Source organism: Streptomyces sp., assembly GCF_035563135.1.
In the GTDB taxonomy this organism is placed as follows: domain Bacteria; phylum Actinomycetota; class Actinomycetes; order Streptomycetales; family Streptomycetaceae; genus Streptomyces.
Genome location: NZ_DATMVN010000345.1, coordinates 1 through 15,294 on the forward strand (window position 1 = coordinate 1; position 15,294 = coordinate 15,294).

The 15,294-nt window shown below is 68.1% G+C and carries 13 protein-coding genes and 1 pseudogene; 10 read left to right on the forward strand and 4 right to left on the reverse strand.

Translation table 11 applies throughout. From position 1 onward, the window contains the following. Together VN520_RS15000 and VN520_RS39835 are read left to right on the forward strand one after the other, a co-directional pair. Positions 1-426: hypothetical protein (locus tag VN520_RS15000; protein ID WP_325747408.1), on the forward strand; the 426-nt coding region annotated here is incomplete at its 5' end. A gap of 123 nt (positions 427-549) precedes the next feature. Beyond that, positions 550-987: pseudogene (locus tag VN520_RS39835) on the forward strand (DUF7221 family queuine tRNA-ribosyltransferase-like protein); the annotation flags it as partial. 144 nt (positions 988-1,131) lie between these two features. Here VN520_RS39835 and VN520_RS15005 read toward each other — a convergent pair. The 3 genes from VN520_RS15005 to VN520_RS15015 all read right to left on the reverse strand — a co-directional run bounded on the left by VN520_RS15005 (position 1,132) and on the right by VN520_RS15015 (position 7,141). After that, a complete protein-coding gene (locus tag VN520_RS15005) occupies positions 1,132-1,797 on the reverse strand; it encodes a TetR/AcrR family transcriptional regulator (protein WP_325747409.1) in 666 nt (221 codons plus the stop codon). An 887-nt stretch (positions 1,798-2,684) separates the two neighbouring features. Continuing rightward, complete coding sequence (locus VN520_RS15010; RefSeq protein ID WP_325747410.1) at positions 2,685-4,823, reverse strand: acetate--CoA ligase family protein; 2,139 nt, start codon at positions 4,821-4,823, stop codon at positions 2,685-2,687. A 1,115-nt stretch (positions 4,824-5,938) separates the two neighbouring features. After that, entirely contained in the window at positions 5,939-7,141 is a 1,203-nt protein-coding gene (locus VN520_RS15015) for a cytochrome P450 (protein WP_325747411.1), read from the reverse strand. A gap of 540 nt (positions 7,142-7,681) precedes the next feature. Between VN520_RS15015 and VN520_RS15020 the strand changes: the two genes are divergently transcribed. The 6 genes from VN520_RS15020 to VN520_RS15045 all read left to right on the forward strand — a co-directional run bounded on the left by VN520_RS15020 (position 7,682) and on the right by VN520_RS15045 (position 12,578). After that, on the forward strand, positions 7,682-8,845 hold the full coding sequence (locus tag VN520_RS15020) for an acyl-CoA dehydrogenase family protein (protein ID WP_325747412.1): 1,164 nt from the start codon (positions 7,682-7,684) through the stop codon (positions 8,843-8,845). 50 nt (positions 8,846-8,895) lie between these two features. After that, complete coding sequence (locus VN520_RS15025; protein ID WP_325747413.1) at positions 8,896-10,011, forward strand: thiolase C-terminal domain-containing protein; 1,116 nt, start codon at positions 8,896-8,898, stop codon at positions 10,009-10,011. A gap of 10 nt (positions 10,012-10,021) precedes the next feature. After that, positions 10,022-10,423: a Zn-ribbon domain-containing OB-fold protein gene (locus VN520_RS15030; RefSeq protein ID WP_325747414.1), complete on the forward strand. Its 402-nt coding sequence runs from the start codon at positions 10,022-10,024 to the stop codon at positions 10,421-10,423. Further along, positions 10,423-10,917, forward strand: a complete 495-nt coding sequence (locus tag VN520_RS15035) for an FAS1-like dehydratase domain-containing protein (protein ID WP_325747415.1) — start codon at positions 10,423-10,425, stop codon at positions 10,915-10,917. Before VN520_RS15030 ends, VN520_RS15035 begins: the two co-directional genes overlap by 1 nt. Next, positions 10,914-11,315: a hypothetical protein gene (locus VN520_RS15040; protein WP_325747416.1), complete on the forward strand. Its 402-nt coding sequence runs from the start codon at positions 10,914-10,916 to the stop codon at positions 11,313-11,315. Before VN520_RS15035 ends, VN520_RS15040 begins: the two co-directional genes overlap by 4 nt. A 141-nt stretch (positions 11,316-11,456) precedes the next feature. After that, complete coding sequence (locus VN520_RS15045) at positions 11,457-12,578, forward strand: nitronate monooxygenase (RefSeq protein WP_325747417.1); 1,122 nt, start codon at positions 11,457-11,459, stop codon at positions 12,576-12,578. Between the two features lie 171 nt (positions 12,579-12,749). Here the strand turns inward: VN520_RS15045 and VN520_RS15050 are convergent, their stop codons facing one another. Then, positions 12,750-13,334, reverse strand: a complete 585-nt coding sequence (locus VN520_RS15050; protein WP_325747418.1) for an IclR family transcriptional regulator domain-containing protein — start codon at positions 13,332-13,334, stop codon at positions 12,750-12,752. A gap of 368 nt (positions 13,335-13,702) precedes the next feature. Between VN520_RS15050 and VN520_RS15055 the strand changes: the two genes are divergently transcribed. Together VN520_RS15055 and VN520_RS15060 are read left to right on the forward strand one after the other, a co-directional pair. Continuing rightward, positions 13,703-14,485 (forward strand): hypothetical protein, encoded by a 783-nt coding sequence (locus VN520_RS15055; RefSeq protein ID WP_325747419.1) that lies wholly within the window; start codon positions 13,703-13,705, stop codon positions 14,483-14,485. Continuing rightward, on the forward strand, positions 14,478-15,287 hold the full coding sequence (locus VN520_RS15060; RefSeq protein ID WP_325747420.1) for an alpha/beta fold hydrolase: 810 nt from the start codon (positions 14,478-14,480) through the stop codon (positions 15,285-15,287). Before VN520_RS15055 ends, VN520_RS15060 begins: the two co-directional genes overlap by 8 nt. Positions 15,288-15,294: the final 7 nt, after the last annotated feature.

Sequence of the window (15,294 nt, forward strand, 5' to 3'; positions counted from 1 at the left end):
GGCATGACGATCGAGAAGGACACCATGCAGGCGGTCCACGTGGGTGCGCGGATGGAGGAGGGCACGATCGACTGGTCGGTGGCAACGCAGACCAAGGAGCTCGAACTCATCACCTCCAAGACTGCCGACGCCGTGGCCCACTTCCTTTCGCACAACTACGTGGAGAGGCTCATCGAGAGCATCACGGAGCGGGCCGCAACCGAGATCAACGACCCGGGCGCGACCGTCAAGGAAGTCACCAAGCAGCTCAACATCCCGGACGAGACCGCGGACGCGATTCTGCGCCACTTCATCAAGGGTGGCCAGACCACGGCCGGCGGGGTCATGCAGGCCTTCACTTCCGTCGCCCAGACGGTCGAGGACGCAGACGCCGCGCACGCTCTCGAAGCCAAGGCCATCGACGCTCTCGCCCTCGCCGCGCGCTGAGCGCAGCGTCCCTGACATGTGGGGCCCCGCACCTGCGGGGCCCCACACCTCACTCACCCCCCCAACGACCTGCCGAACAAGCGATGTGCCGGCGGACCGACCGGACAACCATGGAGCAGAACCGTGACGCCTTCCACCTCCCGTCTGCTGGACGCTGCACACCATCGCCCTCATACCGTCGAGCGCCCGGACCCCGTCGCAGATCCAAGATGGCGGGAGCGCCGGGAGTACGAAGAGACAGATCGCAACACCTACCTGGGAACACACGAACCGTCGTGGCTGGCCCGCGACGAATTCGGAGGTAGCCGCGCCGTCCCCCTGTGCGTATCGCACCGCCAACTGGCAGACCGGCGCACACTCCCACGCGCGGTTACCCCCTGGCTTCTGGACTCCGGCGCGTTCACGGAATTGTCCATGTACGGGGAATGGACCGTGTCCCCGAAGTCCTACGCCATTGCTGTGCGCCGCTACAACGATGAAATCGGAGAACTTGAATATTGTTCGATACAGGACTGGATGTGCGAACCCGAGATCCTCGCGCGCACTGGCCAGACCGTCTACGACCATCAGAGGCCCCACAGCTCAACGGGTGAATCCTCTTGGTTTCCGGACATGATCTTCGTGGATCTGTTCTCACCAAGGGGCTTCACACTTTCATCGAGCCCGGGTCGGCTCGTTCTCACATCTTGTCACCTGGCCCGAGCGTCAGGATTTGTCAGGCGGGGGAAGCAGACCCCGCATGAGGTGATCGAGGAACGCCTGCTGCGCTTCCTTGAACTCCGGATCGCCAGGCTCCAGGCCGGTGACGAGAGAAGCGATTTGAGGCGCCATGTGAGGAAAGCTGATGATCGCCGTGACGGCGAGATGCAGGAAGCGCGCGTCGATGTCCGGGTCGATCTCTCCGTCGAGTTGCGCTTTGCGGATCTGGGCTACCTTTTGCGCGTAATGTTCCTGACGCTCATCGTGGCGTGCAATTTCTTCCTGGCTGGAGCCTTCAACGGCTTCCCACAACCAGTACCGGTACAAGCGATTACGAATTTTCGAAAAACTTGCGGCGCTGGTGCGGAGGACTGATTTCAGATAAGAATGGTCAGAATCGTCATGGGTCACCTCGAGTGCGCGGGTCGTGACATGTTCCATGACCTTGGAATGCAGAATGCGTTTGCTCTCGAAGTAATAATAGATAAGTTGTTTATTCACCCTGGAGCGGCGTGCGATCTCATCGATGCGGGCCCCGGCGAAACCCTTCGCCTCGAATTCTTCCGCTGCGGCTGCGAGAATCCTGTCGCGTCGATTTTCAACCGGCCTGTCGGGGCTTGTCTCACCTTCTTCAGTCCAGCGGCGTTCTCGATTCACCTTCGGGTTCGTCATGCAAAATCCTCTCCTTGAGAATCGGTTGCCCTGTGTGAACCCACAATGCCCGTTTCTGCGGCTAATCGGTACGTGAGGCGTAGTTGTAGATTTTGCCGCAGGTGTTTTCATGCAGGTGGACGTCGGGGGTGGGGTTCTGCATTTGGCAGTAACCTATCAGTTGAGAAGAGAAGACTGAAATGGCTAACCCGATCTTTCGTGAGTCCGGCGGCGCGGAAGCCGCCCGCGGTGCAGCCGCTACCGGGGACTGCGGCGATCGTGCGTGATCCGGGAGTCGCCCTGAGGCTGTTATGGATCATCAGGTGGACGGCGTCGGCTGCCGGCTGTGGGCGATGAGCGCCACGGACCTCTCCGGCCGACTGAACTCCGGGTTTGTCCGCCATCTCCAGGCCACAGGGCTCGTTGATGACCGCTGAGAAGACGCGAAGCGCCACAGGAGTGCGGATTCTGACAGCTGCGGCGGATGCCGTTCCCGAGCGAGGACCCGGCGGTGTGACGATCGCGGCCGTATGCGAGCGGTCCGGGCTGCCGGCGAGCTCGCTCCACCGGCGCTTCGCGGTACTGCAACCCCCTTCGCCGATGCCCGCGCCGGTCTGCTGACTGCCTGTCGGACTGCTGAACGCCACGCCCGGTTCTTGCGCATCGGCATGCGACTTGTGCTGGACCGGCGGGCGCGCCACGCCCCGGCACGACGAAGAGGGCGAGACCGCGGAGGATCTCGCCCGGCTCGCCATGGCCGTTGCGGACGGCCTTCTGGTGGGGTCGATGAGCACACGCGCAGGGGACCAGCAGCCCTGTACCGAGATCTTCCCCGTCTCGTTCGCGGGAGCGGAGCCTGCAGCCCACTGCCCGTGCCGGTGGCCCACCGCCCGGCACGGGCCCGTCCGTCAGCGCAGGACGACGAGGGCGTCGACGGCCGTCGCGCCCGACTCGCGGAGCAGAACGGGATTGATGTCCACCTCCGCGATCTCGTCGCGCAGATCGGCGATCAGCCACGAAAGCCGCTCCGCGGCCGCAGCGGCGGCGGCCGTGTCGACAGCCGGACGCCCGCGGACGCCACGGAGCAGGGCCGCTCCCTGCAGGGAGCCGAGCAGGTGCTCGACATGCGCCGTGTCGGTCGGGGCCGATGCGATCCGGGTGTCGGCCAGTACCTCGACGAAGATGCCGCCGAGCCCGACCACGACGACCGGGCCGAAGGCCGGGTCCACCTGGGCGCCGAGCATCAGCTCGACGTCGCCACCGGTCATCTGCTGGACGAGAACGCGAGGCTCGGGCTCACCGTGCCGGCGGCCGATCTCCAGGATTTCCTCGGCGGCCTGTCCCACCTCCTCGGGAGTGGTGAGGCCCAGGCGCACGCCGCCCACATCGCTCTTGTGGGTGATCTTGTTACTGAGAAGCTTGACCACCACGCGCCCGCCCAGCGACGCGGCCGCAGCGGCTGCCTCGGCGGCGGATGAGGCGATCGCCGACGGTGAGGTCGGAATCCCGTAGGCCTCCACGAGAGCGGTGGCCTCGGCCTCGTCGAGCGTGCGGCGTCCGTCGGCCCGGACCGCTGCGATGACGGACCGAGCCGCCTGCTCGTCGATGCCGGCGGGCCGTTCGGGACGAGGGAGTTCCCGGCGCAACGCGTGGTCGGCGAGGGCGCCCAGAGCACCCACCGCCCTCGTCGGGTCGGTGAAGCAGGGAATCCCGAGTTCGCGCAGACGGCGGCGCGGCTCGCCGGTGCCACCGGTCCACGAGAACACGATGGGCCGGTCGGTCGTCGCGTACAGCTCGGAGACGGCCTCGATGACAGGCTCCGCGAAGCCGTCCGCGTTGCCGAGCACGATGACGATCATGTCGGCGCCCGGGTACTCGATCGCCGTCGCGAGCGCGGTCCGCAGCAGGCTGGGATCGGTGATCATCGAGCCGGTGAGGTCGACCGGATTCCGGGGCGAGGCGAACGCCGGGATCCGGGAGGCCAGCTTCTCCTGCCACTCCGGCTCCCACGGCGTCACATCGAGGCCGAAGTCGCTCGCCGTGTCGGCGGCCATGACGGCGCCGCCGCCGGACATCGACAGGACGGTCAGCCGACGGCCACGCGGAGTCCGGCGAGCGTCGAAGACCTGTGCGGCGTCCTGCAGTTGCTCCTGGCTGTGCACGCGGATCACACCCACCTCGCGCATCAGCTGATCGAAGACCTTGTCGTCGCCGGTCATGGACGCGGTGTGGGAGGAGGCGGCCCGGGCGCCCGCCTCGGACCGTCCGCTCTTGACCGCCAGTATCGCCTTGTCCCTGCGATGGGCGTCCCGGGCGACCTCGAGGAGGTTCTCGCCCCGGGAGACGCCTTCGAAGTAGGCGAGCAGCGTGTGGATCTCCTCGTCCTGGACGAGGCCGGAGAGGACCTCGCCGACGGTGACGTCGAGTTCGTTACCGGTGTTGAAGTAGTGAGACATGCCGATGGCCGAAGCCTGCAGGTCGCCCAGGATGAACGTTCCGAACGCACCGGACTGGCTCACGAACGCCACACCGCCGGGGCGGAGCGGGTTGTCGGCCTCGAACACGGAGGCGAAGGTCGGCACCGCTGCGTCGCGTACCCCGATCATGCCGAGGCAGTTCGGACCGATCATGCGGAGGTCACTGCCGTCGACCAGCCGAGACAACTCCTGCTCCAGGGCAGCGCCGTCGGTGCTCGCCTCGGCGAAGCCCGACGCGGTGATCAGTGCGAACCGGACGCCCTTCTCCACGCAGCCGCGGATGGCATCGAGCACGAGGCCGGCGGGGGAGACGATGACCGCGACGTCGACGTCACCCTTGATGTCTCGGACGTCGGGGTACGACGGAAGTCCTTGAACGACATCGCGGGTGGGGTTCACCGGATAGATGTGTCCGGCGTACCCGAACTTCTTCATGTACGCGACCGGTCGGCCCGAAAGCTTCTTGGGGTTGTCGGAAGCCCCGATCACAGCGATCGACTTCGGTGCGAGCAGCGGACGGAAGTCGGTCTCGATCCGCTTCTGGGGCGGTGTGGCATCCGGCGCGGTCATACTGCTGTCCTCCGTGTGCTCCCGCACCGTGCGCCTGCCGCGCAAGATGCACATCATTCAATAGACTGACTGGTCCAAGAAACTCTCAAACGACGTTTCTGTCAAGGTCCGACGCCTTGGGCGGATGGGTCGGTTCAGTCCCGGTCGGTGGTTCGACGGCGGCTTCCCCGGACCGTTCGGCAAAGTGCGTAACGGCCGTTCACTTTTGGCGCCATTGGGCGACCTCGATCGACGACCTGATCTTCCGCGGTGCCCACGGTGCCACGACCCGCCGGACGATGACCGGAACCCCGCTGGCGGCCGGCCGGGTTCCGGTTCGCTGAGGCCACCGGTATCCCGCACCGACGCTCGCGGTGACCGCCGCCGAGCAGTACGCCGCGCTCCGCGCATGCCTGACGGAGGCCGGCGTCGCGCTCGCAGGGGCGACGACGGTGGACGGCGGGGCGGAGCACCACTTCACCGGCACTCGGTCCGCCCTTCGGGACTTCGTGGTCGAGATCGTCGCTCAAGGGCTGCCTCGTCATCCCTGGTGGATCAGCGCGAATACGACCGGCTGCTGGGCGTGCCTTCCTTCAACGTCCGTGACCGGCGTGACGGAGCGGGGCTGCTGGAGAACTTCCCGTACCGCGGTGAGCCCGTGGAGCACGTGTACTTCACCGGGCTCACCACGTTCCGGGACTTCAGCGCCGGGACCATCCAGCCGACGTGCGGTCTTGGCCACCACGACCGTGAGATCCAGGATGTCCGCGGTAACGGATCCACCATCTTCTTCTGCGGGGCACCTCGTCGGCCGAGGAGTGGGGCGAGGTCGGCCAGTGGCTTGCCGGCCGCGGCATCGGCCGGGTGTTGGGCTCCGGCATCGTGCGGGGCTCGATCTGCTTCTGCTGGTACGGGAGGACAGCTGCCCTCGGCGACTGCATGGGCGAGGGTGTCATGAGCCGCCGCACCCCGGACGGGGGCCTGCCCCGCCGCATCCACGAGCGCGAGCTGGAAGAGGACGCTCCAGGGGCTGCTCCTGGTCCGCGCGTCGGAGCGGGACCCGGACGCCCGAAGTCAGGTCATTTCCCGGACCGGAGGCACCCCCCTTTGTGCATGGCTCCGGTTCCGTGGACGTCTCAGCTGGTCATGACCCGGAGCGGCAGGTTTGTCCACCCGCGCAGGCGGCCGGCGGTTTCCGTACCCGGCCCCGCGAGGGCGATCTCCGTGGTCCGGGCCAGGAGTTCTTCCAGCGCCACTCGCATCTCCAGGCGGGCCAACGGAGCTCCGAGGCACTTGTGAATGCCGAAGCCGAACGCCATGTGGTCGTTGCGCTGCCTGTCGATGATGCAGGCGCTCGGGTGCTCGAACGCCTCAGGGTCACGGTTGGCCGCACCGTAGTGGAGGTCGACCTTGTCGCCGGCGCGGATCGTGCGGCCGTGCAGTTCGACGTCCTCGGTGACGGTGCGGGCGATCGATTGCAGAGGAGTCTCGATGCGGAGGAACTCCTCCACCGCGCTCGGGATCCTCTCCGGGGACTGACGCAGGGTCACCTGGATGTCCGGGTTGGTCGCCAGTCGGTATATCGATGTGGCGAGGGCGTCGGCGGTGGTCGCGTGGCCTGCCACGAACAGCTGGACACCGATCTGGAGCACCATGTCGTCACTCAGCGGCTCACCGTCGACCTCTGCTGCCAGGACGCCGCTCAGCAGGTCGGTTTCGGGATCCAGGGGCTGGGCCCGCCGTTCCGCGATGACGCGCGTGATGTGCGCTGCGAAGACCTGCTCGATCACGGCGTTGACCTTCTCCGGAGCCCAGCCCATGCGTTCGAAGCCGGCGAACTGCTCGACCAGCTCGGTGTAGGCGGAGTCGGGCAGGTTCAGCAGAGCGGCGAGGGCCCGTGCCGGGAAGGGCTGGCAGAAGCCGGTGATGATGTCACCTTCGCCTGCCTGGAGCAGAGGTTCGAGGTGCTCGACGGCATATCCCCGGAGCGTCGGCTCCAGGCGGTCCATGGCATCTTTGGCGACGTAACGGTTCAGCATACGCCGGTACTTGGCGTGCTCAGGCGGATTGAGCGAGATGGGGATCTGGTCGGCGAAGTCGGGCCACTGGATGATCGGTGCCCCGGAGGCGTACGTGGCGGGCGTGCGGGCCGCCTCCCGGACGTCGGCATACCGGGTCAGTGACCAGTAGCCGCCGTGGTCGTCGGCCCAGGCTACCGGGCACTGCTCGTGCAGGCGCTGATACGCGGCGAGCCGCTGGACCGAACGGCCTCCCCGGAGTTCCGAAGGGGCCCAGTCGGCGGCACGGTTCTGACTGTCGTGCTTCTCTTCGTCGGTCATGCCCGGATGCTAGGGGTGGTCAAGTGCGATGGCTAGATGCTTGGCACAGGTAGTTGAAAACTGTCGGCGTGGTGACTCGACCGCACAGGAGACCTCCTGGGGTGGCACGCGGAAAGCGCCTCCCGGCTGGGCCGGCGGGGCCCTCGGTGAGGTGCATCGTCCCCGCCCGAAAGGCCCCTTACCGTGCACGGCCGGGTGACTGGTACCGCGCCAGGTGAAATGGGGAGGTCGGAGCGGGCCGCTTGACAAGGGCCACGGTTATGGAGTTCTTTGGACCGACCGGTTCACTAAACTCTGAGGAGGGCAGATGCGAGCTCCGCACCGGGCCTGCGCGGCCTACCCGGGCCGGGAGCGCACAGAATGCGGGCCGCGCAGCCGCGGCTCGGCACCGCCGGCATGATCGGCCCGATCGCCGCCGGCCGGGCCCGAACTGTCTGCTCACCGGCCCAGGCGTTGCCGGGCGCGGTTACGACCTTTTCCGAACCGGCCGACGGCGTTCACGGCAACTCAAGATCCTGCTCTCGTCCGAGGAGAACTGACATGGACTTCGACCTGAGCGAGGACGCTCTCGCCGTCAAGAAGCTGGCCCGCGACTTCGCGGCCAAGGAGATCGCCCCGTATGCGGCGGGATGGTCCGAACTCGAGGAATTTCCCGCACCGGTGTTCCAGAAGCTCGGCAGCCTCGGTCTGATGGGCATGCTCGTCGAGGAGGAGTACGGCGGTATCGACGTCGGCCTCGTCGCCTACGTGGCCGCCATGGAGGAGATCGGCCGTGCCGACCAGTCGGTGGCATCCTCCTGGAACGCGCACTCGACCATCGCCACGCTGCCCCTGGCCAAGTTCGGCACGCACGAGCAGAAGGAGCGCTGGCTGCGGCCTCTCGCCGAGGGCACGCACATCGGTGCCTTCGGCCTGACCGAGCCCGGCGCCGGTTCGGACGCCGCCTCGATCCGCACGCGTGCGGAACGCCGGGACGGCGGATGGGTGCTCAACGGCAACAAGATCTTCATCACCAACGCGGGCACCGAGATCAGCCTCGGCGTCAGTGTGCTGGCGGTCACCGGGGAGAACGCGGACGGCTCCAAGCGCTACGGAGTGATCTTCGTGCCCAAGGGCACCGAGGGCTTCGAGGTCGGCCAGCCGATGCGCAAGATCGGCTGGCACGCGATGGACACCCGCGAGCTGATCTTCGACGACTGCTGGGTCTCGGACGAGCACCTCATCGGTGACGAAGGCGCAGGCCTTCGCCAGTTCCTCTCCGTCCTGGACCCCGGACGGATCAGCGTCGCGGCCCTCTCCCTCTCCCTCGCCGCCGCCTCCCTCGACCTCGCGCTCGAGTACGTCGTCGAGCGCGAGCAGTTCGGCCGGCGGATCGCCGATTTCCAGGCGACGCACCACCGCCTGGCGGAGATGGCCACCCAGGTGGAGACGGCGCGCCTGCTGGTCTACCGGGCCGCATGGCTCGCGGACAGGGGCAGGGACTTCTCGATGGCCGCCGCGATGGCCAAGCTGCACGCATCCGAGGTGGCGAACAAGGTCGCCAGCGCGAGCCTGCAGCTGCACGGCGGTTACGGCTTCATGCGGGAGACTCCGATCTCGCGGTTCTACAGCGACGCCAAGATCCTCGAGATCGGCGAGGGCACCAACGAGATCCAGAAGAACGTCATCGCGCGCAAGCTGCTGCGCGGAACGACGGAGAGGTAGGCGCCACGATGGCATCCGGATCAGGCAAGGCTTGCGTCGTCGGGATCGGAATGACCGAGCTCTCCCGCAACAGCGGCCGCAGCATCACCCGTCTCGCCCTGGAGGCGTTGATCGCCGCCGCCGACGACGCGGGTGTCGCCCCGTCGATGATCGACGGCTTCGTCCCGTACCCCGACTCGGTGACGGCCGAGGACGTCATCCCGGTCCTCGGCAGCGCGGATGTGCGCTTCACCGCCGTGTCGCACATGGGCGGCGCCAGCAGTCTGGCGGGGCTCCGGCTGGCGACCCTCGCCGTCGAGAGCGGTCAGGCGGACTACGTCGCGGTCTTCGTGGCACGCAACGGCAGCTCGGCCACCCGCATCGACCAGCGGGTCCGCCGGCTCACCGGCCAGGCGTACCGCCGCGAGCTCGAGTACCCGCACGGTATGAACACCCCCGCACAGTGGTACGCCCTCGCCTGCCGCCGCCACATGCACGAGTTCGGCACGACGAGGGAGGCGCTCGGCACCGTCGCCCTGACCATGCGGGACAACGCGCAGCGGAATCCGGGCGCGCAGATGTACGGCCGGAAGCTCTCGATGGACGACTACCTGAGTGCTCCTGTGATCGCCGACCCCTATCTGAAGTACGACTGCTGCCTGGAGACGGACGGCGCCGCGGCCGTGATCATCGCTCGCGAGGAGCGGATGGCGGACTGCCGCGCACCGGGCGTGCGGATCGAGGGGATCGCCGAGGGGCACCCGGACTCGGCGGACGACATCGCCGGACGGTGGGACATCTTCGACACCGGTCTGACCAGGGCGGCGCCCCGGGCGTTCGGACAGGCGGGCCTCACGCCGGCGGACGTGGATCTCGCCTACATCTACGACTGCTTCACCTTCGAGGTCATCCAGCAGATCGAGGAGGCGGGCTTCTGCGGTCGTGGCGAGGGCGGCGATTTCGTACTCGACGGGAACATCGCCTCGGGTGGGAGCCTGCCGGTCAACACCCACGGGGGGCTGCTGTCCGAGGGACACCTGACCGGGATGAACCATCTGGTGGAGTGCGTACGCCAGCTCCGTCACCAGGCGCCGGACGAGCGCCAGGTCGCCGGTGCCCGGGTGGCCGCCCTGACCGGGTGGGGCGACATGGGCGACGGCGCGCTCGCCGTACTGACGAAGGCCTGAGGAGGAGCCGATGACACAGAGCGAAGACCTGCAGGGCTACCGGGACGGGCTCGCCGAGGGTGAGCTGCGCGGCCAGTACTGCACGCCCTGCGGCCGGTACCAGTGGCCGCCGCGGCCGGCGTGCGCCGACTGCCGCTCCTTCGAGGTCGACTGGGTGCGCCTGCCGCCCACCGCCTCGCTCTACACCTGGACCGTCGTGGCACGCACGAAGCTGCCCGGCTTCGAGGACAAGGTGCCGTACGCCGTCGGCGTGCTGGAGTACACCGACGCCCGGATCCGCCTCGTGGGCCACCTCGACGCGGAACCGGACGGTCTCCGCGTCGGCGACGAGTTCGCGTGGTCCGTCGAGCCCTCGCCCGACGGCAGCCCACAGCCCAGGTGGCGGCCGGCCGGCACGGGAAAGGCGGCGTGATGGAGTCCTTGCTCACCGACGAGGCACGCGCCTGGCTGGGACGTGAACAGACGTTCCCGCTCTACCAGGTCACGCGGATGCAGATCGCCCAGTACGCCCACACGGTCGGCATCACCGACCCGGTCCACTTCGACCTGGAGGCCGCTCGCAGGGCCGGCCACGCAGATGTGGTCGCACCCCTGGGCTTCCATCTCGTCATCCGGCACTCCGTCCCGAACCTGATCCCGCTCCAGGAGCTGGCCGAGGACGGCGGGAGCGAGGACATGACTCCTCCCGTGGCCGCCTCGCGGCGGATGGCGGGGGAGTCGTCCACCGCGTTCCACCAGCCGATCCTCGCCGGTGACGAGATCCGGCTCACCAAGCGGATCGGCTCGATGGAGGAGAAGAGCGGACGCTCGGGGCCGCTGGTCTTCGTGGGCTACGACCTCGAGTACCGCCGAGAGGCCACGGGCGATCTGGTGGTCAGCGAGCGCTACGTGAGGATCCTTCGATGAGTGATGTGACCGTCGCAACGGGTGATCTCCTGCCTTCCTTCGAGGTCACCCCCGACACCGTCCAGCTGTTCTGCTATTCGGCGATCACCTGGAACCCGCACCGCATCCACTACGACGCGCCCTACGCGCGCGAGGCCGAGGGCTACTCCGACGTTCTCGTCCAGGGGCCGCTCATGGGCAGCTGGCTGATGCGGCTGTGCGCGGACTGGGTGGCGCCCTGGGGCCGGGTCGACACGATGACCTACCGCACGACGACATCGGTCATGCCGGGGGTCCGGCTTCTTGTCGGAGGCCTCGTGGTCACCGGTGGCGCCACGCCGGAGGCCGAGATCTGGGTCGAACTGCCCGACGGCACCAAGGCCACCCACGGCCGCGTGACGGCGGTCGCCCGGCGGTGAGACCGGGCGGGTCCGAGGCGTCATCCGCATGCTCCGGTCCCCCTGGCCCCGGCGCCCGCAAGGCACATTCCCACCGACTTCTTCCGGGATCGCGACCTGTTCGGCCCCGGCTTCCATGCGACTGGTTTGTGAGGAACAAACATGCGTACTGTCATCACTGAAATGTTCGGCGTCGAGTTGCCGATTTTCGCCTTCAGTCACTGCCGCGACGTCGTCGCCGCGGTGACGAACGCGGGCGGAGTCGGTGTCTTCGGCGGAACGCGCTTCTCCCCGGAGGAGCTGGAGAAGGAGCTCACCTGGATCGATGAACAGGTGGGTGACAAGCCGTACGGCGTGGACCTGCTCATGCCCTACAAGCAGTCGGGCCTGGAGCACTCCCCCGAGGAGCTGCGCGCCCTCATCCCGGACACGCACGTGGAGTTCGTCGACGAGATGCTGCACCGCTACGGTGTGCTCGGTGACGACTCGTCCGGCTACGACGTCGCCGACTGGCGCGGCTCCGCCACACGGCCCGAGAACGTCGCGGCCCTCATCGACGTCGCCCTGCAGCACCCGATCCGGCTCCTCGTCAGCGCGCTCGGCCCGCCGGCGCCCGAGGTGATGGCGCGCTGCAAGGAGCGGGACATCATCGTGGGAGCCCTCGCCGGGACCGTGCGGCACGCACGCCGGAACATCGAGGCCGGTGCCGACTTCATCGTTGCCACGGGGTACGAGGCCGGGGGCCACACCGGTGAGGTCGGCACGATGGTACTCACCGCCGAGGTCGCAGCCGCGGTCGCTCCCGTGCCGGTCCTCTCGGCCGGCGGCATCGCCACGGGCCGGCAGGTCGTGGCCGCGCTCGCCCTCGGCGCCGCCGGCGTCTGGACGGGGTCCGTGTGGCTGCAGACCGCCGAGAGCGAGGTGGACGAGACGGTCAAGGCCAAGATGGCGCAGGCGTCCTCCTCCGACACGCTCCGGTCCAAGACCCGAACCGGTAAGCCGGCACGCCAGCTGCGCAGCGCCTGGCACGACGAGTGGGACGCTCACCCGGAGGTCCAGCCCCTGCAGATGCCCTTCCAGGGGATGATCAGTGAGAACGCCTTCGAGCAGATCTCCCGGGCAGCCGATGCGGGGAACGAGCGTGCGAAGGAGCTGGACTCCTACTACGTCGGCCAGGCCGTCGGCCTGATGCCCGGCACGCGCCGGGTCGCCGATGTCATCCACGAGATGCTCGCCGACATGGTGGACGCATACGAAGCGGTGGGGGAGTCCGTCAGCAACTGAGCCCGCTGCCCCGCAGCAACCTGCGGCACAAAGAAGGCGTCACCGCGAGGGCCGGCCGCGGTGGCGCCTTCCTCGTCCCGTCCGACGGCCCGACGACCGGACGACCCGAAGCCCCGGCGCCCCGAAGCCCCGGCGCCACGACGACCCGATGGGCGTCGGGCCGGTATCGGCTCAGGTGCTGACCGCGTGATGGCTGCCGCGGTGCGGCGTATGGCGGTGCACGCGACCGACGGGTTGCGCTGTCCAGTGGGTCAGGGAAAAAGACGGCATCGGCCGCCTGCCCCTCCTTGAGGGCCGGGAGGCGGCGCAGATCAGTTCGATCCGTTCCTCCTCGTTGCCGTGCGCGACGTACTCGGCGCGGGCCCTGCGGAGTCCACCGAGGAACCCCTCGGGCGCCGTGTGGGAGCGCGGTGCCCGCCGGACCAGCTCCGGGCGGACGAGGCGGCCAAGGGCCTCCCGGCCGCCGAGGGAGAGCACGGCCTTGCCGAGCGGCGGGCAGTGCGCGGGCATGCGGCCGCCCACGACGGTCGGCGCACGGGTGGAGCCGGGCCTGAAGATCTTCTCCGGACAGACGACTTCGGAGCGGCCCAGGACGCCGGATGCGGCTCGGACGTCGATGAGGCGACGGCCATGAGCCGGTCGGTCTGAGACGCGCCGCGTACGCGTCAGCGCCCTGTGGACGGGCGCCCCCGCCCGGGTGCGGGTGAGCGGGGGCGGCGGTGCGCGCCCGGGGGCTTCTCCGCGGGCGCGCACCACCTGTCCGGGCAGCTTGTCATCTGCCGTCCAGGCGCGCGCTGTTGGCTGCCACCCTCGCCCCGCATGCCGTCGTCATCCACTCCGCCGACCATATTGACGAATTACCAACTAGATGGTTGGTTGAAAGAGTGATCCGCGCAACACCAACGCCTGTGTTGCCCAGCGGCATAAAAAAGGCCCACGCCGAACGAACTGAGGAATCGGCGTGGATGCCTGCAAGGAAGGTTGTTCGCTCCGATACGGGCAGACAGCGGCGGACGCGTGCTCCGGCCGGAGTCGTCCGGGAATGGGGAAACGAGCTATGAGTCGGTACGCGAGGAGTCTCCGCTCGGTGAGGAACGTCATGAGTGTGGAAAGGGGTGGCGTCGGTGAGCGCGCTTGAGAACGCCGCCGCGAAGGGGACCCAGCCGGGTGCCCGTGGCTTTGAGGACATCCGGGTCGGCATGGTGTCGGAGGCCGTCTTCTCGCCGGGATCCGGCGGGGCGGTGCCCCAGCTCCTGCCGGCGATCACCCAGGCCCCTCCTGTCCGCGACGCGGTGCTGACCGGTGTGCAGTGGGAGCAGGGGGCCCGGCCCCGATCGGCGGGTGCCCGCGTCGAGGGGACCGTGACGCGGTGGAAGCCGGCCCGCAAGCGCGGGCGCGGCAGGGTGCATCAGGACGTCCGGCTGCTGGATGCCGACGGTCAGGTGGTCGAGAGCGCGTCCGTCGTGTGGGACGCGCCGGCCGGGACCGAGGCGCAGGACGACGACTCGGCTTCCCGTGTCGCCTGGGACGTCGGCACCGTGGCATGGGGCAAGCACCTCGCCGCCGGCCTGGCGGCCAATGAGGCCTTCGCCTCCGCGGTCCAGACCTTCGACGGGTCCGTCGGCGTCCGGGCCGGCGAGGAGCAGGTGGAGTTCCGCATCTACCGGGGCTCGATCGTCGAGGTCGCCAAGAAGTCGCTGGACGGTCCGACCTTCACGGTCGGCGGCAGTGAGCGTGCGTGGACCGACCTGCTCTCGTCCCCGCAGAACGACTTCGTCAAGCGGACGCAGAGTAACCAGTTCAGGTCCATAGGGAACAACTTCCAGTACTTGAGGATCTTCAAGGCCGTCATGCTGATGGTCGATGAGGCTCAACTCGCTGTCGCCAAGGAGGCGTCACGTGCATAAGGCCGGCTACCTCAACATCGACGGGCGACTCGGATACGTGGAGGTCGCCGGTGACGGCGACGACACACTCCTCTGCGTCCACACGGCTGGACAGAGCGGTGTCCAGTACAGGAACAACATCGACGGTCTGGCTGCGCTCGGATACCGCGTCGTCGTCGTGGACCTGCCCGGACACGGCAGGTCCGAGCCCGCCGTCGACGGCCCCATCACCTCCATCCCGTACTACGCGGACTGGTGTCTGCGGGTCCTCGACGAACTGGGGGCCGGACGCAAGTACCTCCTCGGGTGCTCGATCGGTGGCCGCATCGTCCTGGAGATGGCTGCGAAGGCCTCGGAATCCCTGGAGGCGGTCGTGGCCATGGAGTGCCCCGTCTCTCCTGTCAGCCGCAGCAAGTGGCGTACGCCGGAGGACTCCAGTACGCCGAGCGTGCGTGACCAGACGTACTTCTCCAACCTCGCGCTCATCGGCAGCGATGTGCCGGCCGCGACGGCCGAGATGATCGCGACGATGCACTGCCGCGAGGACTGGCACGTCACCCGCTCCGACCTCATCGGCTGGGGCAAGCACGACCTGTGGTCACGGCTGCCGGACATCAGCTGCCCGACGTATGTGATCTCCGGAGGCGACTCGTTCGGAGAAGGACTGAAGGCCACGGCCGATCAGATCCCGGGCGCCCGGTTCCAGAGCATCGACGGAATCGCTCACTATCCGAATCAGGAGATGCCCGACTTCGTCGAGGCGTTCAAGGGCTGGGTCGGAGAGCTCCGTCCGGAAAGCGCAGCCAAGCGAGGGGGAAACTGATGTCCCA